General features: G+C 41.5%; 25 protein-coding genes and 1 riboswitch. Of the genes, 17 read left to right on the forward strand and 8 right to left on the reverse strand.

The features are described from left to right. Both choV and L4D78_RS14845 read left to right on the forward strand, forming a co-directional pair. Complete coding sequence (gene choV / locus L4D78_RS14840; protein WP_428467644.1) at positions 1-1,203, forward strand: choline ABC transporter ATP-binding protein; 1,203 nt, start codon at positions 1-3, stop codon at positions 1,201-1,203. Between the two features lie 75 nt (positions 1,204-1,278). After that, positions 1,279-3,069, forward strand: a complete 1,791-nt coding sequence (locus tag L4D78_RS14845; RefSeq protein WP_428467645.1) for a choline/carnitine O-acyltransferase — start codon at positions 1,279-1,281, stop codon at positions 3,067-3,069. A 57-nt stretch (positions 3,070-3,126) separates the two neighbouring features. Here L4D78_RS14845 and ribB read toward each other — a convergent pair whose 3' ends face one another. Further along, positions 3,127-3,804: a 3,4-dihydroxy-2-butanone-4-phosphate synthase gene (gene ribB / locus L4D78_RS14850; protein WP_428467646.1), complete on the reverse strand. Its 678-nt coding sequence runs from the start codon at positions 3,802-3,804 to the stop codon at positions 3,127-3,129. 133 nt (positions 3,805-3,937) lie between these two features. Continuing rightward, positions 3,938-4,107, reverse strand: a riboswitch (FMN riboswitch). A gap of 99 nt (positions 4,108-4,206) precedes the next feature. Continuing rightward, entirely contained in the window at positions 4,207-5,157 is a 951-nt protein-coding gene (locus tag L4D78_RS14855) for a hypothetical protein (RefSeq protein ID WP_428467647.1), read from the reverse strand. 271 nt (positions 5,158-5,428) lie between these two features. Here L4D78_RS14855 and L4D78_RS14860 point away from each other — a divergent pair, with 271 nt between their 5' ends. From L4D78_RS14860 to L4D78_RS14885, 6 genes are all read left to right on the forward strand, one after another. Then, complete coding sequence (locus L4D78_RS14860) at positions 5,429-5,620, forward strand: hypothetical protein (protein WP_428460561.1); 192 nt, start codon at positions 5,429-5,431, stop codon at positions 5,618-5,620. Positions 5,621-5,930: 310 nt separating this feature from the next. Next, the gene (locus L4D78_RS14865; protein WP_428467648.1) at positions 5,931-6,212 is read left to right on the forward strand and encodes an HlyU family transcriptional regulator; all 282 of its coding nucleotides are present in this window, start codon (positions 5,931-5,933) and stop codon (positions 6,210-6,212) included. Positions 6,213-6,657: 445 nt separating this feature from the next. After that, a complete protein-coding gene (gene pntA / locus L4D78_RS14870) occupies positions 6,658-8,214 on the forward strand; it encodes a Re/Si-specific NAD(P)(+) transhydrogenase subunit alpha (RefSeq protein ID WP_428467649.1) in 1,557 nt (518 codons plus the stop codon). A gap of 10 nt (positions 8,215-8,224) precedes the next feature. Beyond that, the gene (gene pntB / locus L4D78_RS14875) at positions 8,225-9,604 is read left to right on the forward strand and encodes a Re/Si-specific NAD(P)(+) transhydrogenase subunit beta (RefSeq protein ID WP_428467650.1); all 1,380 of its coding nucleotides are present in this window, start codon (positions 8,225-8,227) and stop codon (positions 9,602-9,604) included. A 189-nt stretch (positions 9,605-9,793) separates the two neighbouring features. Further along, positions 9,794-10,063, forward strand: a complete 270-nt coding sequence (locus L4D78_RS14880) for a type II toxin-antitoxin system TacA family antitoxin (protein WP_428467651.1) — start codon at positions 9,794-9,796, stop codon at positions 10,061-10,063. Then, complete coding sequence (locus tag L4D78_RS14885; RefSeq protein ID WP_428467652.1) at positions 10,060-10,590, forward strand: GNAT family N-acetyltransferase; 531 nt, start codon at positions 10,060-10,062, stop codon at positions 10,588-10,590. Before L4D78_RS14880 ends, L4D78_RS14885 begins: the two co-directional genes overlap by 4 nt. 81 nt (positions 10,591-10,671) lie before the next feature. Here L4D78_RS14885 and L4D78_RS14890 read toward each other — a convergent pair whose 3' ends face one another. Both L4D78_RS14890 and L4D78_RS14895 read right to left on the reverse strand, forming a co-directional pair. Next, the gene (locus L4D78_RS14890) at positions 10,672-12,039 is read right to left on the reverse strand and encodes an NCS1 family transporter (RefSeq protein ID WP_428467653.1); all 1,368 of its coding nucleotides are present in this window, start codon (positions 12,037-12,039) and stop codon (positions 10,672-10,674) included. Positions 12,040-12,143: 104 nt separating this feature from the next. Then, entirely contained in the window at positions 12,144-12,839 is a 696-nt protein-coding gene (locus tag L4D78_RS14895) for an aspartate/glutamate racemase family protein (RefSeq protein WP_428467654.1), read from the reverse strand. Positions 12,840-13,196: 357 nt separating this feature from the next. Between L4D78_RS14895 and vxrA the strand changes: the two genes are divergently transcribed. From vxrA to L4D78_RS14925, 6 genes are all read left to right on the forward strand, one after another. After that, the gene (gene vxrA / locus L4D78_RS14900) at positions 13,197-14,636 is read left to right on the forward strand and encodes a sensor histidine kinase VxrA (RefSeq protein ID WP_428467668.1); all 1,440 of its coding nucleotides are present in this window, start codon (positions 13,197-13,199) and stop codon (positions 14,634-14,636) included. Continuing rightward, positions 14,611-15,273: a response regulator transcription factor gene (locus L4D78_RS14905; RefSeq protein ID WP_428460531.1), complete on the forward strand. Its 663-nt coding sequence runs from the start codon at positions 14,611-14,613 to the stop codon at positions 15,271-15,273. The genes vxrA and L4D78_RS14905 overlap by 26 nt, the downstream gene beginning before the upstream one ends. A 2-nt stretch (positions 15,274-15,275) precedes the next feature. Continuing rightward, on the forward strand, positions 15,276-16,142 hold the full coding sequence (locus L4D78_RS14910; RefSeq protein ID WP_428467655.1) for a DUF2861 family protein: 867 nt from the start codon (positions 15,276-15,278) through the stop codon (positions 16,140-16,142). A gap of 113 nt (positions 16,143-16,255) precedes the next feature. Continuing rightward, a complete protein-coding gene (locus tag L4D78_RS14915; protein WP_428467656.1) occupies positions 16,256-17,461 on the forward strand; it encodes an NnrS family protein in 1,206 nt (401 codons plus the stop codon). Positions 17,462-17,542: 81 nt separating this feature from the next. Beyond that, a complete protein-coding gene (locus L4D78_RS14920; protein ID WP_428467657.1) occupies positions 17,543-17,719 on the forward strand; it encodes a YoaH family protein in 177 nt (58 codons plus the stop codon). A 246-nt stretch (positions 17,720-17,965) separates the two neighbouring features. Next, positions 17,966-18,481: an HD domain-containing protein gene (locus tag L4D78_RS14925; protein WP_428467658.1), complete on the forward strand. Its 516-nt coding sequence runs from the start codon at positions 17,966-17,968 to the stop codon at positions 18,479-18,481. Between the two features lie 59 nt (positions 18,482-18,540). On the opposite strand, the gene nadE is transcribed toward L4D78_RS14925, so the two are convergent. After that, positions 18,541-19,377: an NAD(+) synthase gene (gene nadE, locus L4D78_RS14930; RefSeq protein WP_428467659.1), complete on the reverse strand. Its 837-nt coding sequence runs from the start codon at positions 19,375-19,377 to the stop codon at positions 18,541-18,543. A 183-nt stretch (positions 19,378-19,560) separates the two neighbouring features. On the opposite strand from nadE, the gene L4D78_RS14935 reads away from it, so the two are divergent. Both L4D78_RS14935 and L4D78_RS14940 read left to right on the forward strand, forming a co-directional pair. Next, a complete protein-coding gene (locus L4D78_RS14935; protein ID WP_428467660.1) occupies positions 19,561-20,088 on the forward strand; it encodes a nicotinate-nicotinamide nucleotide adenylyltransferase in 528 nt (175 codons plus the stop codon). Positions 20,089-20,169: 81 nt separating this feature from the next. Then, a complete protein-coding gene (locus tag L4D78_RS14940) occupies positions 20,170-20,661 on the forward strand; it encodes a hypothetical protein (RefSeq protein ID WP_428467661.1) in 492 nt (163 codons plus the stop codon). Positions 20,662-20,719: 58 nt separating this feature from the next. Here the strand turns inward: L4D78_RS14940 and L4D78_RS14945 are convergent, their stop codons facing one another. Further along, positions 20,720-21,403: a hypothetical protein gene (locus tag L4D78_RS14945; protein ID WP_428467662.1), complete on the reverse strand. Its 684-nt coding sequence runs from the start codon at positions 21,401-21,403 to the stop codon at positions 20,720-20,722. Positions 21,404-21,675: 272 nt separating this feature from the next. Between L4D78_RS14945 and L4D78_RS14950 the strand changes: the two genes are divergently transcribed. Beyond that, positions 21,676-22,782: a 1-acyl-sn-glycerol-3-phosphate acyltransferase gene (locus L4D78_RS14950; RefSeq protein ID WP_428467669.1), complete on the forward strand. Its 1,107-nt coding sequence runs from the start codon at positions 21,676-21,678 to the stop codon at positions 22,780-22,782. A 76-nt stretch (positions 22,783-22,858) separates the two neighbouring features. On the opposite strand, the gene L4D78_RS14955 is transcribed toward L4D78_RS14950, so the two are convergent. Further along, on the reverse strand, positions 22,859-23,401 hold the full coding sequence (locus L4D78_RS14955) for an OmpA family protein (RefSeq protein ID WP_428467663.1): 543 nt from the start codon (positions 23,399-23,401) through the stop codon (positions 22,859-22,861). A gap of 127 nt (positions 23,402-23,528) precedes the next feature. Continuing rightward, a complete protein-coding gene (locus tag L4D78_RS14960) occupies positions 23,529-24,458 on the reverse strand; it encodes a LysR family transcriptional regulator (protein ID WP_428467664.1) in 930 nt (309 codons plus the stop codon). Between the last annotated feature and the right edge of the window lie 324 nt (positions 24,459-24,782).

Here is a 24,782-nt window from a genome sequence, read left to right on the forward strand (position 1 = left end):
ATGAGTGCTATTAGTATAAATAATCTGGATGTCATCTTTGGTCAACAGACCGGAAAATCATTAGCAATGCTTGATAATGGCAAAAGTCGTCAGGACATTATTGATGCCACGGGTGATGTAGTCGGTGTACACGATGTAAGCCTTGATATTGAAAAGGGTGAAATTTGTGTGTTGATGGGGCTTTCTGGTTCAGGAAAATCGAGTTTACTGCGTACGATCAATGGGTTAAATACCGTTAGTCGTGGCTCATTGAATATTCAAGATGGCGAGCAGGTTATTAACCTCGCAAATTGCGATAAGGCATCACTACGCCATTTGCGTACTAATCGTATTTCGATGGTTTTCCAAAAATTTGCGTTAATGCCTTGGTTGTCGGTGTTAGATAACGCCGCATTCGGCTTAGAGATGCAAGGGATCGGAAAAACAGAGCGTCGTCGCCGTGCAGAAGCAATGCTGGAAATGGTTGATTTGGCAGAATGGAAAGATAATTACCCTCATGAGTTATCTGGTGGTATGCAGCAACGCGTAGGGCTAGCGCGAGCATTCACCATGGATAGCGATATTCTATTAATGGATGAACCATTTTCTGCGCTGGACCCCTTGATCAGAAGCCAACTTCAGGATGAGTTGCTTGAGTTACAGCGTAAGCTAAATAAAACCATTGTATTTGTAAGCCATGATTTGGATGAAGCACTGAAGCTGGGTAATAAAATAGCCATTATGGAGTCGGGCCGCTTGATTCAGCATGGCAGGCCGGAAGAGATCGTACTCAATCCAAACACAGAGTACGTTGCCGAGTTTGTGGCTCATACTAATCCGCTGAATGTATTGTGTGGTCGTTCTTTAATGACAGATGCAGCCGCGCTGGAATTACAGGACAATAAACTGGTTTTAAGTCCGCATGATCAAACTCATATCGAAACAGATGAACAAGGGAATATTACCTCGGTTACCCGTCAGGGTAAGGCGTTACCACTGTATTCATGGCAAGAAGGAGACTGTCTAGAAGCATTGAAACAAGACAGTCTGGTAATGACCAGCCCTGATATATCGATGCGGAAAGGATTGGAAATTCGTTATCGTACGGGGCAACCTGTTTTGTTGGTTGAGGATGGCCCATTAGTTGGCGTGTTGTCAGATAATGACTTCTACCATGCTCTATTAGGTAAACACTTCTCACTAGATACTGAAATAACGACCTAATTCCCCCTCTTTTTATTAGAAAGCGCGGTTTGCCTCCGCGTTTTCTAATCGATAAACCCAGGATCTAAACTCGTAATGGATAATACATTTAGTCGTCAAACTGAGTTGCCTATATTGCCGGTGCCAGACTTAAATAAAACATGTCGCAAATTCATTCAATGGGCTGAACCGTTCTTAACGGAAGCAGAAAAAGGCCAAACTCAAAAGGTTGTCGATCGATTTTTACAGCCTCACGGCGAGGGTGAAATATTACAAAATAAGCTGACAGAATGGTCTAATCTGCATACGAACATGAATTGGTCCGAGCAGGCTTGGCGAGATATTTACTTGGAATCTAGATCCTCGCTGGTGATTAACAACAATGTCTTTTATTACTTGAAAAGTAAGCTTGATGAAAAGATTTACTCGCAGGGAGCTATCGCGGCAGCGCTTATTGGCAGTATCTATAACTTTATCTCACTAGTTGATGAAAAAAAGCTTACCGTGGACATGCAGAAAGACATGCCACTTTGTATGAATCAATATAATAATCTTTTTTCAGCAACAAGAATTGCGCAGCAGGAAACAGATGAGATTAAAGTATCATCGTCCAGAAAGCATATTGTGGTAATGCATAATCAACGTATATACAAGCTTGATATACTTGATGAACAAGGCTGCATTAGACCAATGCGGGCAATTGAAACTGATCTTGATTACATTCTATCTTGCTCTGAAAGTGGGCAAAATGTTGGGGTACTAACGACATTACCGCGAAATGATTGGGCAGAAATTCGCTCCGATTTGCTTAAGGGCTCTGAGAATAATAAAGAATCAATGGCAATCATTGAAGACGCCGCTTTTGCCCTGTGCCTCGATGAAAATAATCCAGAAGAGATTACGGAAGTATCTAAACAACTACTTCACGGTGATGGGAGGGATCGTTATTTCGACAAGTCGTTGCAATTTATTGTTTTCAAAAATGGGAAAACAGGGATTAACTTTGAGCATACCGATGTAGATGGCTCTGTTATGTTGCGCCTGATAGGGTACATCTATGACACGATAGATAAGCATGTTTCTGATAGAAGCAACATGTCTATAGAGGAAAAAAGAACACTAGCGTTAAAAGCTCAAGGTATTGAATTTGATTTAGATAATACGTTGATACAAGCAATTCAAGTTGCAACCGATGAGTTTTACCAGCATGCGGCTAATACTCAAACTCAGGTCTTGGATTTTACTCAGTTCGGTAAAAATCAGATCAAGCAATTTGGTGTCAGCCCAGATGCGTTTGTCCAGTTAGCATTACAATTGGCGGAGCATAAGCTTTATGGAAAGTGTTACAGTGCCTATGAAGCAGTGATGACCCGAGCATTTCTCTATGGGCGCATTGATGTTCTGTACACGGTTTCACCTGAGTCGATGTTATTTATTCAAAATATTCGTAACCCTGATTGTAGTCATCAGACGAAGGTGAACTCTCTTGTTGAAGCTGCACGAGTACACATTGCAAGGGCGAAAGAATGCAGATTTGGTCATGGCGTTTATACACATTTACTTGCGCTTAAATACTGCTATAAAACCATTGGCCGTGACGCTGCAATTGATACGCTTCCTGAACTCTTTACCGATAAAGGGTATCAGGCTTTGACTCGCAGTGTAGTTTGTACCAGTACTACCTCTGAATACGGTGTAGAGCTTGCTGGTTACGGGCCGATTGTCGATGAAGGTTACGCAATTAGGTACTTTAAGCGAGATGATTCCATCCGCTTTAATATGACAAGTCGTACCGACATGCAGGAAAAACTTAAGCTGATGCGGCTTTATACTGAGCAGTCGTTGATTGAAATGGCTGATTTAATGCGAGGGCTAGATAGCGTTTGACTAAAAAGCCGAGCTTGTGCTCGGCTTTAATACTTTTTACTGCTTCGAAGTAGCGAATTAAACAGCCATTTCTTCGACAGATTCAGCTTGCTGAGCTTCGGTCGCCAAGCGATAAGCAGCAAGATCTTCAATGGTCAAAACTGGCATGTTATGCACTTTACCAAACTCAATCACTTCAGGTAGTCGTGCCATCGTGCCATCAGGGTTAGTTAGTTCGCATAATACACCGTATGGCTTTAAACCAGATAAACGCATTAGGTCGATGGTTGCTTCAGTGTGGCCACGGCGAGCAAGAACACCATTTGGGTTTGCTTTTAGTGGGAATACATGGCCAGGGCGACTTAAATCGGAAGGTTGTGCATTGTCAGCAATTGCCGTTTTAATGGTGGTAACACGATCGGCAGCAGAAACGCCAGTTGTTACACCTTTAGCCGCTTCAATTGTCACAGTGAAACCTGTTTCGTTTGCACTGGTATTCTTTTCAACCATCATTGGTAAATCAAGTTGCTGAACACGTTCATCAGTTAGGCATAGACAAACAATGCCTGAACATTCACGGATCATCAGCGCCATTTGTTCAGTGGTTAATGATTCCGCGGCAAAAATGATATCGCCTTCATTTTCACGATCTTCATCGTCAACAACAAGTACACCGTGACCTTGGCGAATAGCTTCAAGACCAGCTTCAACACGCTCAAAAGGGGTGCCGTAAGGGGTAAGTAGAGACTGATTCATGGTAATAAAACTCCAAATAAAAATGTTTACCAGAATCAGGGCATGGAAAGTCAGCTGAGCATTCAGTGTACAGCTCAAATAAAGAACGGCACACACCATCAAAGCAATAAGGTACTTTGATAAATGCTTGCGCTGAAATCCTCTTTCATCCGGACTATAACCGTCGGCTCTGGAATCATACCTATTGGTACTGCACCAGATCTGCTGTCCTTACTACTTGGAAAGCAGCAAGCGCTCGCGGGCTTTCTCTAAAATAATGAGACTACCGCCGGTGGGGAATTACACCCCGCCCTGAGAATTCGTTGGCAATATAGGAAATTCAATCTGTGAGTGCAAGGTAAACGATTATTTTTAATCGATTAGTTTGAACTAGACAGGCTATTGAGTGATTTATAGACGTGATTAATGACTAGACGCGACTTCACTTTTTTGTTGTTCACGTTTTTCTAATCTTGGTTTTAGCCAACGAACAAACAGTGGAAGCGCAGAGGTGGGAAATTGAATTGCCCCCATCAAGATGATGAACTCAGGCCCTAGGTAACTACCAGCAACGGTATAGGTAAGCAACACATTACGGTTAGCAGATGCGGTTGCTGCTAGTAGAGCAGTGTTGATGTCACCTTGTTTTCGAAACAGGAAATACCCAGTAGCAAAAAATATCACCGATAAAGCAAGACCTACTGCACTATAGAATAAACCAGTGCTTAAAGATTGGTCGAATACATTTCTAAAAGAGCCTGTAAGGCCAAAAGGAAAGGTAAAAACGAGAATAATTGTGACTTGAGATACCTTGCTATGCGCTCGTAGTAATAGCGGGTTGGGCACAAAACGATAGACGATAGCTGAGAAAAGCATAGGGCCAGCAATAAAAATAAGTAAACGCTGAACGTAGCTAACCATGTCTAGCTGGAAGTCATTACCTTGGAATATGAGCAGATTGATAAATAAAACAATCGGCATCGCTAACGTTGAAGCAATCGTCATTGCCATTGCTTCCAATGCATCAAGTCCAATAGAGCGAGCAATTGCAGGTGTAGCAAAAAGCGAACCTGTTGCTGCAACGCCTGCGATGGCAAGCATGAGGGAATCAGAACCACCAATTAATTTCGCAATGGTACAGCTTATAATGGTCAATAAAACCGAGTGAATAAAGGTGTAGCGCCAGATGTTAGCTTTGAATAATGTTTTTACGAGTTGGTTTTGATTCATCCCTAACAAGGTCAATAGCATCAGGAAGAAAAGGACCTGTGGCAGATAGGGAAAAATTGCAGCGGATAGGCTAGGGAATAGAAACCCAGCGACCCCTGCTAATATGAGAAAGACGGATGAATGTTTCGCAATAAAGAAAAGCATAGAAAAATCATTATAATTAACTTGTTAAGTTATTGTTACCTGAAAGGCTGATTGATTGCAAGGTTATTAGTTATTATGCGTATAAAGAGTATGATTATGCGTAAAGCGCTTGTTGTACTGAATGAAATTTCAGATGCAAAAGGCTTGATTTAACGAGGTGTTAACGCATTAGATAAACTAATCCCAAAGGCGAAATAATGTCACTTTGTGTCGATAAAACAGGCAGTTAAAATGGTTGCAGTTCAAAAATAAAACAAAATAAGAGGCAATCATGGCACAGGCAATGAATTTTGACACCATCGCAACGACAACCGCTTTGGACAAAAAAGCCTATGCGGTTAATATCAAAGGATTGATTGCACACGCATTGGACATCGTATTTGGTGGTTCAAAAGCACCAAAGCAATATAATGTTTCTGATCTACCGGTTCACATTCAAAAAGATATTGGTATGTACCGATAGTTCATCTCACTAAAAGAATGAATTAGAAACGTCGACCTAGGTCGGCGTTTTTTTATGGATTAAAGACTCAGTAATGAATTAATTTTACTCATCAATAAATGGCTGATGAAGGTTTTATTTGATACGTTATGAATATTGTTTGGTGAATGATAAATGTTATCTAGAAGTGTCATTTTACGATTGGTGGTTACTCGTGTAGCAAAACCAACATATATCCTGCTTCTGGATGAAATTTTTATTATCATGCCATGTTTTTTTTCAAAAAATGGCATGATGTCACTGTATGAAATTGATAATGGAGATAATTTAGGTGGGCTTCTTTTCAAAACTATTCGGATTGGATAAATCTGAAGTGAAAAAAACTGAGGTTGAGCCGGTTGAGTATGAAGGGTATTTAATTTACCCAGAGCCAATCGCAGAAGGAGGGCAATTTCGAATTGCTGGACGCATATGTAAAAGAGACGGCGAGGAGTTGAAGACGCATACCTTTATTCGTTCTGACTTACTCGCGTCTAAGCAAGATGCTGAATCATTTATGCTAAAAAAAGCAAAAATGTTTATTGATCAATCTGGTGAGAGCATGTTCCGCTAGGTTTGGTTATACCTGTCTATTAGCCCTATCGCTGATAGGCGGGTCTATACACTGGTAAGTAAAGCTATTTGGAAATAGTGATATTTGAACAATTATCAAGGAATGATGGTCTCTGTATCCCTCTATGGTTTCTCGTGAACTCTTTTCCTTGATGTTTTAAACAATTATCTGTCTATACAGGTGACATGTTTTGGGCGTTATATTTGGTTTTATCCGTGAATACGGTTTTTTATGCATTTTAATGTGTGAAAAGTAATTTATATTCATGGTTTGACCTCTGTCCAGGTGTTGTGAATGTTATTTTATTTCAGTAATGGAGTAACATTTTTCATAAATTACACTGTAATGATTAATTAATTCTGTATTTCTCCTACAAAATGCGTGATATTAAGCAAATGGTTTGATACAAATTTATTACTTGTTTGCCAAAGTTTAGGGATTAATAATGCAAATTGGTGTGCCTAAGGAAATATTCGCAAATGAAACGCGAGTGGCTGCGACGCCGAAAACGGTAGAGCAGTTGTTAAAAATGGGGTTCAGTGTTGCTGTTGAAACGAATGCAGGTATTCATGCAAGTTTTGACGATGCAGCTTTTGAGGCGGCTGGCGCCACAGTGGTATCAACGGAAGAGGTTTGGTCTTCTGACCTAATCTTTAAAGTTAATGCCCCTCAAGTCAATGAAGAAACGGGTGTCGATGAATTCGAATTAATGAAAGACGGTGCAAGCATTGTCAGTTTCATTTGGCCTGCACAAAATGCAGAGCTTCTAGAGAAGTTATCAACTCGAAACATTAATGTCATGGCGATGGACTCTGTTCCTCGTATTTCGCGTGCCCAAGCATTGGATGCGCTGAGTTCAATGGCAAATATTGCAGGCTATCGTGCTGTTGTAGAATCGGCGCATGAATTTGGTCGCTTCTTTACCGGTCAAATCACCGCAGCAGGTAAAGTACCGCCAGCTAAGGTGTTAGTTGCTGGTGCAGGTGTTGCCGGTTTGGCCGCAATTGGTGCAGCAGGAAGCCTAGGTGCCATAGTACGTGCTTTCGATGTTCGACCTGAAGTAAAAGAGCAGGTTGAATCAATGGGCGCCGAATTCCTTGAGGTGGATTACAAAGAAGACACTTCAACGGGTGATGGTTATGCCAAAGAAATGTCTGACGAATTTAATAAGGCTGCAGAACGCTTATATGCAGAGCAAGCTAAAGACGTCGATATTATTATTACCACAGCGCTTATCCCAGGACGTCCCGCTCCTAAGTTGATCACTAAAGAAATGGTCGACTCAATGAAAGCGGGAAGTGTGATTGTTGACCTTGCGGCGGCAAATGGCGGTAACTGTGCTTATACCGAAGCAAATAAAGTCATCACTACCGAAAATGGTGTGAAGATCATTGGCTATACCGATATGGTGAGCCGCTTACCGACCCAGTCTTCACAACTTTACGGTACAAACCTAGTTAACCTTGTAAAACTTCTTTGTAAAGAAAAAGACGGTAACATCAATATCGACTTTGAAGATGAAGTACTACGTGGTTTAACCGTTATCAAAGAAGGCGAGATTACTTGGCCTGCGCCACCAATCAAAGTGTCAGCTGCGCCACAACAGCAAGCTCAACCTGTTCAGGCACCAGTTGAAAAGGTGGAAGTACCAACGTCTCCCGTTAAGAAGTATGGCTTTATGGCGGCGGGTATTGCCGCATTTGGTTGGTTAGCAAATTACGCGCCTGCAGAATTCCTTTCTCACTTTACGGTATTCGTATTGGCCTGTGTGGTTGGTTACTACGTGGTATGGAATGTTACCCATGCATTGCATACGCCATTGATGTCAGTAACTAATGCCATCTCAGGCATTATTATTGTTGGTGCGTTATTACAGATAGGTCAAGGAATAGGGGTTGTCACTTTCCTTTCGTTTATTGCCGTCTTAATTGCAAGTATCAATATATTTGGTGGTTTCACCGTTACCAAGCGCATGCTTGAAATGTTCCGTAAAGATAAATAAGGAGTAACACATGTCTGCAGGAATCGTACAAGCGGCATATCTTGTTGCTGCGGTACTCTTTATCATGTCGCTGGCGGGTCTTTCTAAGCAAGAAACTGCACGTGCTGGTAACTATTATGGTATTGCCGGTATGGCAATTGCACTTATCGCAACAATCTTTGGCCCTGATGCCCAGGGTACAGGTTGGATCATTCTTGCGATGATCATTGGTGGTGCAATTGGTATTTACTACGCTAAAAAAGTAGAAATGACCGAAATGCCAGAGCTTGTCGCCATTCTTCACAGCTTTGTGGGTATGGCTGCGGTATTGGTTGGTTTCAATACTTACCTTGATCATGGTGAGCTAACAGGTGCGTTGTTAAACATCCACTTAGTTGAAGTCTTCATTGGTGTATTCATTGGTGCTGTAACATTTACGGGTTCAGTGGTTGCCTTCGGGAAGCTACGCGGATCTATTTCATCAAAAGCACTGATGCTCCCTCATCGTCACAAGCTAAACCTTGCAGGGATTATTGTCTCATTCTTGCTGATGGTCGTGTTTGTGAAAGCTGAAGGTTCAATGTTCGCATTGATCTTAGTAACGCTAATTGCTTTTGCATTTGGTTATCACCTAGTGGCTTCGATTGGTGGTGCTGATATGCCAGTTGTGGTTTCAATGCTGAACTCATATTCGGGTTGGGCAGCGGCAGCCGCTGGTTTCATGCTGGCAAACGACCTGTTGATCGTAACAGGTGCATTAGTCGGTTCTTCTGGTGCAATTCTGTCTTACATTATGTGTAAAGCGATGAACCGTTCATTTATCAGTGTTATCGCTGGTGGATTCGGTAACGACGGCGCAGCACCAACAGAAGATGTTGACCACGGTGAGCACCAAGAGGCTTCCGCTGAAGAAGTCGCGGAAATGTTGAAAGATGCACGCTCTGTTATCATCACTCCAGGATACGGCATGGCGGTTGCTCAAGCCCAGTACCCAGTGCATGAAATTACTGACAAGCTACGTAAGAAAGGCATTGATGTGCGTTTCGGTATCCACCCAGTTGCTGGTCGTTTACCAGGTCACATGAACGTACTGCTTGCAGAAGCGAAAGTACCGTATGATATCGTGCTTGAGATGGACGAAATCAACGATGATCTTGGTGAAACAGACGTTGTGTTGGTTATTGGTGCAAATGACACGGTTAACCCAGCAGCAATGGAAGATCCAAATAGCCCAATAGCAGGTATGCCAGTACTTGAAGTGTGGAATGCGAAACATGTAATTGTGTTTAAGCGTTCAATGAACACAGGCTATGCAGGGGTACAAAACCCACTGTTCTTCAAGGAAAACTCTCAGATGCTGTTCGGTGATGCGAAAGAGTCGTGTAATAAGATTCTTGAACATTTACATTAATGCCACACCAGCTATCTTAATTAAAGCCCGCGTTATGCGGGCTTTTTAGTACCTATTACTTTGACAAAACGTTGCTATTTAACATTGCTATTTAATTCCGTCACTTTTCCGTACAGATTGTTTGTCGGATAATAACGATCTATACTACATATGGATACGGAACAATTCCGTACAAAATGAGGAGGGGGTATGGCGACGGCACGGCTCGATTTACGCTTAGATGAAGAAGTTAAAGCTAAGGCCGAGAAAGCTTCTGCATTACTAGGTTTAAAGAGTTTAACTGAATATGTAGTGCGTCTGATGGATGAAGATGCGACGCAGGTGATTGCTCAACATGAAAGCATCACAATTGAAGGTAATGCTTTTGACCGATTTGTTGATGCTTGTGATAAGGCAAAAGCGCCGAATAAAGCACTTATTGATGCAGTATCTTTTACTAAAGAGCAAGGGATTAAGTGAGTTGGTCGAAAGAGTTTGTGGAACTCGATAAACGTACCCATGACAGAGTATCGTTCGACTGCGGTGAGCAAGAGCTAAACGTCTTTATTCAGACTCAAGCAGCAAAGCACATGCAAGCAGGTATCAGCAGAACCATGGTGTTACCTGCTTTAGTGCCTTTACCCAATCAGAAACTACCCATCTGTTCATTTTATAGCATTGCGCCGAGTTCAATCTGTCGCGAAACATTACCAGCATCGTTAGCTAAGAAATTACCAAGATACCCCATTCCAGTGTTTCTATTGGCGCAGTTGGCGGTTCATGGTGAATTTCACGGACGTGGCTTAGGTAAGATAAGTTTGGTTAAGGCATTGCAGTATTTGTGGGAAATAAATGCTCATATGCGAGCTTACGCCATTGTTGTTGATTGCTTAACACCAGAGGCTGAAGCATTCTATACCAAATATGGTTTTGAGTTTTTATGTCAGCACAATGATAGAACCCGAATGTACATTCCGATGAAAACCGTAGAGCAGCTGTTTAGTTAAGCGCTACAGAATGGCCGATTAATGAATAAAGAAAAGGAGCGGTAAGCTCCTTTTCGTTTTAGTGACAGTCTTGTGGCTATCTTATCTCTCTGGGATTGTTTCTGGTTGCTGATGAGCCGAAAACGCAGCAGCGGTATAGCTATCATGTTTGATAACCCAGTACCGCATTAATGTGAAGTACAAGGTGGCGCCAGTAATGGTGCCGACAAACCATGATAAGTCGATAAAGACTAAGGCAAGCAATGCACCCACCACAGAAGCGATAATGGCTGCTGGATTGATCTTATGCCACTTCCCGTACATTTCAGTGGAGTAAAGCGCATCCACGTTATAGTTTCCTTTATGGATGACATAGTAATCAACAAGCATGATCCCCAATATCGGCCCTAAGAAAGCGGATATACCAGCAACAAAGGTGAGGAAAAAGCTCTCTTGCATTATTAACCATGGGCAAGTGAATATGGCTAAAACACCAATGATGACACACGCCTTAGCCCATGAGATCTTGAAAATATCCATCGCAATAATAGCGGGAGGTATAATGTTAGCGACAAGGTTAGTGGTAACTTGAGCTAAAGCAATAAAGAACAAGATAAAGATGCTAACAATTGGCATTGGAATGTACTGGCTAATAACATCAACTGGGTTCCAAATACCAACTGCCGCCGCCCCCATAATTCCAATGAAAGGCATTAATATACTTGGAGGTAATACACCGATTACGTGTGCGTTAACATAGGTGGCTTCGCTGACACCTTTACGAGGGATGAAGCGGGTATAATCGGATACATTCAGGAAGAGTGCAGAGAAATTTCCGGTCAAGGCTGTTATTCCCAACCAAAATGGTAATGCCCAAGTTCCTTCAATGTCACCAACTGCACGTACTTCTAACCCAAACTGATCAAGGAATAGAAAGAGCAAATAGACTAAGCCGATCATGATGAATACCGCACCAATGATTTCGACCCATTTAATGGACTCCATTCCTTTGGCTGAGATCCAAATTTGAATTGCTTGGAAAGCAAAAAACCAAAGCCAGACATTATCGAAACCAATTGTCTGAATGACGATACTGTTAATGGCCTGTGCACCAAGCCATGTTTGTATTCCGTACCAGAATAGTGCTGGGAAGCCTCGTAAAAATCCGGGTAATCGAGAGCCCATGTGCCCAAAGGATGAGCGTAGTTGCACTATCATGGGGATACCATGCTTCCAACCAGCACGCCCATTAATGGCTAACATCATGGCGACTAAAATGTTAGCTATTACCAAGACGGTTATGGCTTGCCATAAGTTCATTTCTCCAAATGGAGGAATTAAACTGGAACCGAGCATGAAAGCGCCGACCATGACGGCATCTCCCCACCACATAGCAATGTACGCTTTGGGACCCAGAATTCTATCTTTGCCATCAGCGATTGGCTCTATACTTGTTTGTTGTGCTGACATTAGGTAACTCCTACCTTATCAACGGTATACAACTTCCTACTTACCGTTTGTGTTTGTGTTTGTGTTTGTGTTTTTTAATATTGACTGCTTAGATTTGGCTTTTGTTATTTTTGATTTGGGTAGCCATATGTACAGGATTTACTTGTTTGCAGTTTCATGCCAACTAATGCCTCTATTAACTTGATACCAGCAGCAGTACCATCGATGACAGGTACACCTAATGCTTCACTAAGTGGTTCGGCCATTCCAGACATACCGCCGCATCCAAGGATGATGCACTCTGACTTATCTTGTTCCAGTATTTCCTTACTGCGTATAAGTATTGCTTCAAAGGCTAATGCTTTCTCTTCAAGGGCTAATACAGGAAGGTTTACAGCGTGAATGCCCTTGCAGCGTTTGTCTAAGCCGTAGCTAGAGGCGTTATCTTCGAGAATACTAACGGAACGTTGTAGGGTCGTTATCACGGAGTATCGGGCACTAATTAGGTTCGCGATATGTAGCGAAGCTTCACCAATACCAACAACTGGTACCGAGGTTATCTCTCTTGCAGCTTGCAATCCCGTGTCATCAAAACAAGCGAGTACATAGCCATCAATATTTTCGTGTTTATTGGCTTTAATTAAATTTAATAAGTGATAAGCAGCCTGTATACCATCACTAGAGCCTTCAATACTTGCTACACCTTCATTAGGATTGGTCACAATTAGTTCGGTATCATGGCCAATGTATCTTTCACACGATTTACGAATGGTGTCAGTAAATGACGATGTCGTGTTGGGGTTGATAATCATTATCTTCATTTATCTATCCTTATGATTAGTTGTAATTAATTGTATTAGCAAAAAGTAGGCCACTTAAATTTTCAAAATTGTTTAAGATGAACAAATAGACGTCGTTGTGTATGTGTAGAAGCAAGCGGGTTGGCTATTTCAAATCATCTTGTTGGGGTTATTGTTCATCATCTGTATATAATATGTGTACAATTTTCACAATTCGCAAGATGAATGTTACTTATTTGTTAATTTAGTGTTTGGTGTGTGACGTTGGTCGAGGTTTATCTGGTGTCATGTTGGGCTAACCTTACGGTGAATAGAAACTTATTGTGGGAATGACAATAAGCTGACAAAGAGAGGAGGTTGAGTGATAAACTCTTTCGTATGAAAAAATATGTCCTATTGTTCTCACTGCTGCTCACTGGAGCATGTTCCGTTCAGGCTGAAAATTTGCCTGAACGACTAAATGGCGTTCGCTCAGAATTGTTAGCCAGTGAAGCTTTGGCGACTTATGACTTCAGGCAGCTGCAAAGTCAGTTTCCAACTTCGTTACTTGTACCTTCATCCTTATTACCACAATCAGCTTCATACCCGTTGAAATCGATACAGCGGTTGTACAAAAATGCCACGACCTGTAAAGGTCCATGGCCTGTTAGCCCCTTATTGACTCAGCCACTGGTGTTCACAAGGGCGCTGTGTAATAACTCTGTTTTACCCATTGGCTGGTTTGCTAGAGCTGGGTATATCCATCCAGGTGGTGGCAGTTATGCATTACGCTATTTAGATAAGTATCCCGATATGCAAGAGACCCTTGATGGTTATCAGCATATTCAAGAACGTACGCTTGCCCCAACAAATACCATTTTAGGGCGGCTACAGAGGATGAGTTCTGATGAAATTCAGGTCTTTATTGCGGGCGCTGAAGCGTTTATATCGAACGGTGAGTTATGGATAAGAAATGGTAACGAATACTCAGTTTATGGTCAGCCAAATTGGTCTTTAGCGTTAAGCGAATTTGATGTGAATTTCACACGCTTAAACCAAACAAGTTTCTGTTTGCTTAAAAGTGGCAATATTTGCTGGGAAGAAGAAGATAAATCACACTTAACACTCTATCTTTTGATTGGACTCTTAGTTGTGAACGTTGGCTTGCTTATCGGTTGGGGCTTATACCGTTGGCGTAATAGACGACGAGCGATGCAAGAACGTATGCTCGTTCTTCAAATACTCACTCACGAATTAAGAACGCCAATTGCTAGCTTGGCTATGACAGTAGAAGGATTCAGACGCAACTTTGATGCTTTACCTGAAAGCCTATATGATGAATTTAGACGCTTAACCGAAGATTCAAGGCGTTTAAGACAACTTGCAGAGGCAAGTAAAGATTACTTACAAGCAAATCAACAGGAACTAAGTGTCCAACATGTTGACTCATTTAATGAGTGGGTTGAATACTTATCAGAACCGTATGAGGTAACCTTAGAGTTAGCTGAAGATCGTCCTGTTGATGTAAACATATACTGGTTGGGCACCTGTATTGATAACTTGTTATCAAATGCCCATAAATATGGCGTAAAGCCAGTGACATTAACGTCATCGTTCAATAATGGAAAATTGATTGTAAGCGTTTCAGATAACGGACAGCTTGGTACGAAAGACTGGGCGAGATTAAGAAAGCCCTTCGTTAGTGAAAAAGGCTTAGGGCTTGGCCTTACAATTGTTGAATCGATGATCCGAAGAATGGGGGGACGAATGAAATTAATTGGTCCTCCAACAACTTTTATATTGGAGATACCGTGTGAATCAGACTCTGCTACTGGTTGAAGATGACCGCAACCTTGCTGATGGTTTACTCGAGAGCTTGAAAGAAGCTGGTTATACCTGCCTGTACGCTGACTGTGCGACAAATGTCGCCGACCTTTGGTCTGACGCTGATCTTGTTGTGTTAGACCGCCAGCTACCTGAAGGTGACTCGTTAAATTATTTGAAAGATTGGCTAAAGATAAAAAATGTTCCCGTTATTTTGCTTACAGCAATGGTATCGGTATCAGATAAAGTGATTGGTCTTGACTCTGGTGCAAAAGATTACCTTACGAAGCCTTTTGCAGAAGAAGAACTTTTGGCGAGAATCCGTTTGCACCTTCGTACTGGTACGGCTGAAGTGCCAGCAGCGAATGTTGTGAAAGTAGGTGATATTACTATCGATTTAGATAGTCGTGATGTTTTGTTGTTAGGTGACAACGTCACACTGACAAGAACAGAATTTGAATTGCTTGTTTTCCTTGCTAAACATGCAGGGCGCGTGTTTACGCGTGATGAACTTCTTGATCAGGTATGGGGCTATAATCACTACCCAACAACCCGTACTGTTGATACGCATATTCTACAGCTACGTCAGAAATTACCTGGCATTGAAATAGAAACATTGCGTGGAGTTGGTTACCGGATGAAATCAGCGTAGTAATGTTTAAGCTAACAACTGCGACAACGACCATGCTCATCCTTCACTCGGTGCTCTATGCGCCGAGTGTTGCCGCGAGTTGGTTTCTTCATAAAGATGTTTTTACTAGCGCGCACCAAAACTTATTAGAGGGTAAAACATCACAAAGTTTTGACTCAATGGTACAAGCTTGGCAGCAAAGCCCAACATCATTGCAGGTGAATAACCTCAATGGTTTGCTTGAATTAGCCATCACTGAAGACTGTGGCCACAGCCTTGATCAGTCGCCACTACCGACATGGCTATCCAACTTGGTCATTCAGCGAGAGATGGTTCAAAGTCAAAATCAGATTTTGCCAAAGCTAGTTATAAAAGGTGCATCAGAGTCTCGGGTAACATCGATAGATTTCGTACGTTGGCCAGAACAAAGGATACTTTCTTCGACGCCAAAGCGATTTAAAGGCGGTACTTTTTCTATTGAAACGAAGCGTTTAGAAAGGGCGAGTAGTGAAGGGCTTTATCAGTTAACCATAAATGCGGACGGTGAAAAGTCATTTACCACTTGGGTATTATTAACCGCGCCGAGTACTAAGCAAAGAATTGGTTGGATTGATAGCCGTAACTGGCGGATTGAGCGCAGTGGTTTACCTAATCGTGCTTGCCCATCACCTGTATTATCAATGGGCGTTTATGATTTGAACGATACTTCTTGGACACCATTATGGACCGAGGATGTTGACGGTAAATTACCGACGACGATCCCAAAGGTCGACTTACCTGATGGTCGATATTGGTTAAGTGTTGGTTTGGTTGAAAGTCGTTGGCAGGGGGAGATATCCATTCTAGATATTCAAACTATTACGCGTCCTGTTGATTACCCAGACTATTAAAGGCTTTTAACTTCTTTAGAAAAGGCCTTTAAAAGGTTTAATTTTAAAGATGTGTTTTATTTGCAACTTATAAGGTGTATTATTTATACATGTTTAAGAGGTGGTAACTAACCATGATGCAAATACTTGATAATGAAAAGGAACAAAAAATCGTTCCTATCTTCCGACTCGCTTTTAGACCATTCTTTCTTGGCGCAAGCATTTTTTCTGTCATTGCTATGGCGCTTTGGGCACTATTTTGGGCTGGAAACGTTGAAGCTGCCAACTATATGTACAGCAATCCGATTTGGTGGCATAGCCATGAAATGCTCTTTGGTTTCTCTGGTGCGGTGATCATTGGTTTTTTGTTAACAGCAGTACAAAATTGGACGGGGAATCCTGGAGTAAGGGGATGGCAGCTAGCATTCGTATTCATCTTGTGGGTCGTTGCAAGGCTAGGGTTGCTGCTTGGCTCACCAAGTGCATTGTGGATGGTTGTCGATTTGTTATGGATGCCTATATCGGCCTATTACTTAGCTAAGCCGATAATTATTCGTCGTCAATGGAACAACCTATTTTTTGCACCTATGATTGCATTGATGACTGCGCTAAATGCTGCTTTTCACTTCATTGCACTTGGGTGGTTAGACGGTGATATTCGAGCGATATCATTTGCTACCGTCATCGTGATATCCGTTATTGTACTTGTTGTTGGAGGAAGGGTAATTCCATTTTTCACATGGCGTGGAACGGATACAGAACAAATAACTCGGATCAAATGGATAGAGCATGCTTCTCTGATTCCTAGCTGGCTATTGTTAGCTGCGGTGTTATTACCTATTCCTCAAACTATCAACCAATGGTTATTACCGCTGCTATTAACTGTAACAGCGCTACTGCACTTAGTACGTTTTATCCGCTGGCGTTCATTATCGACATTGCGTGTGCCGCTATTATGGTCACTGCATTTTGCTTATGCTTCAATGATTGCAGGGCTAATTCTCCTTGCTATTCATTTTACCACTAACACTATAAGTTACAGTGTCGCGCTACATGTGCTCACAGTGGGTGGCATTGGGTGCATGATTTTATCGATGATTTCAAGGGTCTCACTAGGCCATACTGGGCGGGCATTAAAAATTAAAGGCATTATCGTTGTTGCGTTCGTAGCTTTAATTGCTTCAACATTGGTGAGAACGGTTGTTATTGTGGCGTTGCCAGCGTTAACCATAAATGCGTATGTAGTATCCGCGAGCTTATGGGCGATTGCTTTTAGTATCTTTAGTGTTGTGTATTTTCCTATTTTAACGCAACCAAGAGAAGATGGTCGGCCGGGATAGAGAAAGGTGGCGACTGATATAATCAGTGACAATAGCCAGTGAAATCCTTAGAATACCGACTCTTTTTTAAGTGGATGACATATGTTTAATAATACGCCGACATTGACGCATGCTCAGCAACAAGAAGCTGCTGACAAAATTCATGAGTTAATGGCTCAGGGTATTAGTAGTGGAGAGGCAATAATGATTGTTGCTGATGCAATCCGCGAAGCTGAAGCCAAAAAAAATCAAGCAGAAGCTGAATCAGATTCAGAATAAAAGCTGCCGTTCAACGATGAAATAATTAAAAACAGGCATCCTTTGGTGCCTGTTTTTGCAACAAATCGTGCAATAAATCTCATTTATAACCCCTCCTCTTAGTAAATCTCGTCTTGCTGAAATAGAATCTTAGTTATAGTGCTTAATTCGTTTGTTTCATTATGGGCATTTTAAGCGCTCAGCAATCATATATTGGCTACAACAGGTTTATCATACTGACAGGTTTACATACTATGGGGGGCAAGGATGAATAACCGTTATCTGAAAGCTTGCACATTAGCGCGTACTAAGCATGAAGGGCAAATGTACGGAGATGTACCTTATTTTATTCACCTTGAAGCGGTAGCGCATTTAGCGAGTCCGTTTGGTACTGATGCCAAGATAGTTGCTCAGTTGCACGATGTTGTTGAAGACACCTCTACGAGCATTGAAGAACTCTTTGTCGACTTTGGTTTTATTGTTGCTGATGCTGTGAAATATATATCGGATAGTAAGATTGAAAGCAGGGTCTTACGTAAGCAAGAAATTAACCAACGTTTATCGAATTTAGAGACATCTGAAGAAGCTGCACGTATAGCCTTAATTATTAAAGCGTGTGACCGCTTAGCGAATGTGCGTGCAAGCTTAAAAAGCACTGAAAACTACTTTGTGACTTACCAGCAAGAACATGATGCCTTTAGAAAGGCGGTATACCGTAAAGGGTTGTGCGAAGCTATTTGGTGGGAGCTTGATAATCTACTCCGTTACTCTGAAGCGTCTTAGTTAAGATAAAGGGGCAGATAAGCCCCTTTATTTAATTGCTTTAAACCACAGTCATTGGCTTATTCGTCATCATAAATTGTTGGGATAGGCTGACGTTTATGTTGTGTTCTCTTATAAATACCGACAAGACGCTCTGATACGACATGATCAACAGGGCGACCTTCTAGGAAATCATCGATTTGGTCATAGCTTACTTGCAATGCATCTTCATCTGCCTTTTGCGGCGCTAATTCTTCAAGATCAGCTGTAGGTACTTTTTTAACGAGCAGATCTGGTGCGCCGAGCTTATCTGCAAGTTGACGGACTTGGCGTTTGTTTAAGCCAAATAAAGGCGCTAAATCACAGGCACCATCACCAAACTTGGTGTAAAAGCCCGTAATGTTTTCAGCTGAATGATCGGTACCTAAGACGAGTCCACCAACAAGGCCGGCAATTTCATATTGAGCAATCATTCGTGTACGGGCTTTTACATTACCTTTTACGAAATCCACTGTTGCATGAGACTCTGGCGTTAAGCCTGTTCCTTCTAAGGCGAGAAGTGTACTTGCGTGTGTACCATCAACACCGTCTTTAATGTTCACACTGACAGAGTGACTTGGTTTAATGAAAGACAATGCTAACTGAGCTTCATCTTCATCTTGTTGTTCGCCATAAGGTAAACGGACAGCAATGAATTGATAATTGTTTACTTGCTCTTCAGCGTTCAAACCTTCTACGGCAAGTTGCGCTAGACGGCCACAAGTCGTTGAATCCACGCCACCGCTAATACCTAGTACGAGAGACTTGCATCCAGATTGCTTAAGTTTGTTTTGGATGAAAGCAATGCGTCGCTCAATTTCAAAGTCGACATCAATAAGAGGTAAAACGCGCATTTCGTCGCGAATTAACTGTTCCATAGTGAATGAATCCTCAGGGCATTGCCCAGTTTCTAACCAAATAGCATAACTTAATGTAAAAACATTCATTAATACATTAAACCTTTTGCAAAATCATGCGATAACTCTAAGGCAGGATCAATCCTCTAACGACAATTAAATTAAATTTAGAGCAAAATGGTATAAAAAAAGGGCATTCTTGTTATGACAACATCAATTGCAGTGTTTGGTAGTGCATTTAATCCACCTAGCCTTGGTCATAAATCGGTGATTGAGCGTCTGAAGCATTTTGACCAAGTGCTATTACTGCCAAGCTTTAGCCATGCTTGGGGTAAACAGATGCTTGATTATAATGACCGTTGTGCATTAGTTTCTGCTTTTGCTGCCGATATAAACCAAGGTAACGTTATTCTCTCTCGGTTAGAAGAAGAAATTGCAACGGGGGACGAGGCGGTTACTACTTTTGCAGTCTTAGAAGCGTTAGAGAAAAAATACCCACAAGCAAACATTACATTTGTTATTGGGCCGGATAATTTCATTAGTTTTGGTAAGTTTTTTAAGGCGGAAGAAATTTTGTCGCGATGGCAGGTGCTAGCTTGTCCTGAAACGGTGAAAGTTCGCAGTACAGATATTCGTAATAACATTAAAAATCTCTGCGCGATATCACATTTAACGACTGAGAAAGTAGCTAACATGTTGCAAAAAGAGCAGTGGTACAATTCAGACAAATAGAAGCTAATAAAATGAAGGGATTAGATTTTCATTGATTATCGATAGTCGTATAAGTTAGGGACCTATAGGGGTTAAGGAAGAATGTTGTACTCCTATTTAATGGTAGGGCTGTCATTAACGGCAGTACCGCTATGCGATGAGCACACTTTGATACCACAACTGGCACCGGTTGTGGGTGTTGAGCAAACTGTAACATCATGTGCGCCTTACAATAGTGGTTTTAGCGATAATAATCGCGTTAATAAAGATATAGATGCTACATTTATATATAAAGCCGAACAGGATGAATCATTCTGGGACAATTGGACTGGAAATCATGCTTCCCCTGTGATGTCTACGAATTCATCAAATAGCTTTTATGGTATTGGTGTTTGGATTCCTGAAAAGTATGAAGATGAAGATATACTGACATTCGATGATGCTAAAGAATGGATTAAAAAGCATGGATTACATATGAGCTTTGGCATTGGTGGCGAGGATAGAAATTCACCGAGATTTCGATTTGATTATCGCTGGCATGATGACGGTGACTTAGACGATGTTTTTATACAGGTTGAAATCCCATTTCAGTAACGAATGAACATTAAAAAAGCGACGTAAGGTCGCTTTTTTAATGGAGTTAGCATTGGCATTAGAGTTCGTGACCCAAAATTGGCCTAGCCATCGCTGATAACAGTTCTGCATCGACATTCAGTGTTTCAGCAATCTGATCTGTTTTTCGCCCAGAGCGCGAAAGTTTTAGTGCCTCTCGCATTAAAATACATGTTTGTAATTCATTCATGGAGTAGCCTGTATACTGGCTCAACACGTCCGAAGCCGCTCTGTCTGTTACCTTGTCACCTTTAAGCGCTTTAGATAATACCGGTTGGTATTTTGCGGCTAGTTCAGGGCTGGTGGATTTAGTCTGAACCTTTAATGCCGCAACTTGATCAGTTAGAACGCGTAATAAGTTTCCAGTCGTTCCAGCTAACGCTACGTGACCATCACGTTTATAATGTTTGGCTAACTCGTCTAGAACAACGCTAATTAGTGGGTTCTTTCGAAAGAAGCCAGCCTCTTTGCAAATAGGGGACGTTAGACGTGCAGAGAATTCAACCTTGTTATAGATTGTTCCTGGTAAAATAGTAATGGCGTGAAGGCAATCAATTGGGATCAAAAAACCATGCCCAGCTTTAATGGTGAATTCGTCTTTTCCTAGACGAATAAATGCACAACCTTTTGTAACGATAAACATAAAGGTATTGATGCTTTTACGTCGTGAGCCGACATTTAAGAATTCTTGATGATTATGTGAAAAATCGATAGCTTGTTTCATAACGAGTCTCTAGCAAAAAAGCCTGCACATAGTGTGCTGTTTTGGCTCAATCGTCAATAATAGGGTAATTTTAAACACATAAATGATGAATAATTAGATAAAATTGCTAGTCGAACAACAGACAAAACCTGAAAGTGACTGTAAAGTGGTTGAAATCAAACCTATAACTACTGGTAAGACCTCCAACCACCAATATCTTGGGGTTAGGTCATTGGGTAAAACAACAAACCTGCGTAAACTGTCGCAGTTTTAAATTAATGTGAATCATGATAGTGCATACAGATAACGACATTTATAAAGAAATACGCCCATATAATGATGACGAAGTTAGTGAGGCGATTGAGCGGTTGATTAATGATCAAGAATTTATTAATGCCATTTTAAACTACCGCTTCCCCCAGTTATCTGGTGTGTTTGGCTGGTTTTTAACGCCAATCATCAAACGTTTCCTGCTTAAGAAGTGGTCTAACGTTAAAACCGTTGATGATATTCAAAAGCAAGTCGCTAAATACATGAGAGGAACAATTGACCACTCTTGTGACGGTGTAACGTATTCAGGTTTGGATAAGCTTGATCCAAAGAAATCTTACCTTTTCATTTCTAACCATCGCGATATCGCAATGGATCCAGCGATGGTGAACTGGTGCTTATTTAATAATGGCTTTGAAACTGTACGCATTGCTATCGGTGACAACTTATTAAAAAAGCCTTGTGCAACAGAGTTAATGCGTTTGAATAAGAGTTTTATCGTTAAGCGTTCTACAAAAGGTCCGCGCGAGATGATGAAAACCTTAGGCTTGTTGTCTGGTTACATTTCTCACTCGCTTGAAACGGGAAATTCAATTTGGATTGCTCAAAAAGAAGGGCGAGCAAAAGACGGTAACGACAAAACAGATCCGGCCATTTTAAAAATGTTTTTTATGGAAGGACGCAAAAGAAAACTGTCTTTTTCTGAGTTCATGGGACAGCTGAACATCGTACCTGTTGCTATTTCTTACGAAAATGACCCATGTGATATAGCAAAAGCAAAAGAGCTCTATCAGAAAGCGACAGAGGGTAGTTATGAAAAAGGTGAGTTTGAAGATATAGATAGTATTATCCAAGGTATCGTAGGACAGAAACGACGCATTAATGTAAGTTTTGGCGATGTAATTAAAAATGGATTTGAAACGCCAGACGAACTCGCCCAAGTCATTGATACGCAAATCACTGCGAACTATCACCTATATCCAGCGAACTACATTGCTGCTGGTCAAGAACACGAGTCTGCGACAGAGTCTGAAAAACAGCGCTTCTCAGAAAAGTATCAAGACTTACCAGAAGGTGTTATCAGCATTCTGAAACAGATGTACGCTTCACCTGTACATAAAAAGTCGTAACACTCGTTTGTTTCGTGAATGAAGAATAACAGCAAGTATTGCTACTGTTGTTCTTCATTTTTGCTTTTTACGCTTATTAAAAATTCTGATTACCGTTAGGGTTAAGCGTTCTTACAATTCCTTTGGGCGAAATGACTTCAACCCGCTTATTTTGCTCGTTTGGGTTCTCGGAATGTGGTTCAGAACTCCCTGCTGCAATAATTTGTATTCTTTCTTCCTCAATACCAAACACCGATGAAATATAGATAGCAGCAGTAAATGCACGTTCATAAGAGAGCGCGATGTTCTCTTCTTCAGATGAAAAATCATCGCCATGGCCGACAATGAGTACATAACTATCTGGATGCTGACGTAGTCTCACCGCAATTGGATCTATCAGTAAATATTCATTAGGCGTCAGTTCATATTGCTTCGTTGGGAAAAAGACGGTGGCTCGCATCTCTGGTAATTGAGTCAGTAAAACTTGCGCATCAGGTACGTTAGATCCTGTCTGCTGTTTCGGAGGGGATGTGCCAATATTACCGTTAGTTACGCTGTCACTTCCGCAGGCGGAGATAATAAGTGCAACAGCACTTAAGAGAATGGCTTTTTTTATAGATATAACACTTGTTTTGCACATGATGTAAACCAGCTAAACCTAAACAATCTACGTCTACTTAAGGTTTAGCTGATCTGTATCGAATCACAACTGCATTACTGAGATAGGAGTGCGTAATACTTAGATCAATTACTTATCCAGACTGGTATTATTTTGAAACGGCAGGGTTTGGTGTCCGGTATGGAGGAACGGACATACGTTCAGCCATATAATCAATAAAGCTACGTACTTTTGGCGCCAGATACTTTCTTCGTGGGTAAACCGCATAAATGGGCAGTTCAACATCAGCCTTCCATTCCGGCAGTAATTGAACAAGTTCACCAGAATCGAACTCATCATTAATCAAGTACGTTGCCAAATAGGCAATGCCTAACCCAGACTTTGCAGCATCAAGCACGGCTGGTGCATTATCAATGCGATAATTTCCACGAGCACGAATAGACTGGTGCACACCATCTCGAGTAAATTCCCAGTTAACGTATTTACGTTCACGGCTTTGATAAGTTATACAGTTATGCTGGCGTAAGTCACCCGGTAACTTTGGTGTGCCGTGCTCCTCAAGGTACGCAGGTGAAGCAACAACGGCAAAGTGGCAATCGGCTAATCGTCTTGCAACCATACCTTCTGGGGGGTGCTCATGAATGGCAACCCAACAGTCAAAACCTTCTTCAAGTAGGTTAGGGCGGTGGTCGAATAGACTGACTTCAAGTTCTAGCTCTGGATGCAGCTTCTGGAATTCAGCAAGTGCCGATGTGATATGTACATTACCAAATGATTGCGCAATACCTATCCGTAAAACACCTTTCACCTCATTTCTATACCCGGCAACAAGTGCTTCAGCTTCATTAACCGTGTCCAGTAGTTGCTGACCATATTCAGAATACTGCAAACCAATATCAGTTAATGCCACCGTACGAGTACTTCGTTGTACTAGTTGGCAGCCAACTCTTTCTTCTAAGAAACGAATTTGTTTACTGACCTGAGATTTCGAAATACCAAGACGTTCAGCCGCTCGGGTAAAGTTCTGTTCATGACCTACAGTCGCAAGGATGACCATTTGTTGCAGATTTTCAAGCATAGACTAGACCAACTTCAAGATAACGTTTTGATTATACCATTGAATTTGGAGCGTTAAAAACATCGAGGTTGAGGCCCAGCGCCCCATAGCTGAACATTTATCAAAGACATTTAGAGTATTATACTGCGTTGCATCCATATGCAACACTGATGAAAGGTGTTATTTATTTGTTTTATATCAGTTGTTTATGGGTACTGTTTACTGGTGTGCACTATGGTTGCTTTGGGCGCTGGCGAATTAATACTTGTAGTATCACTTCAGCATAAAGCACTGAGTCTGAATAATAAAAGTAAATTGGTTTGATTAATAGTCTCTATCTAAATG

This window comes from Photobacterium minamisatsumaniensis (assembly GCF_050336695.1).
Classification (GTDB): Bacteria; Pseudomonadota; Gammaproteobacteria; order Enterobacterales; family Vibrionaceae; genus Photobacterium; species Photobacterium minamisatsumaniensis.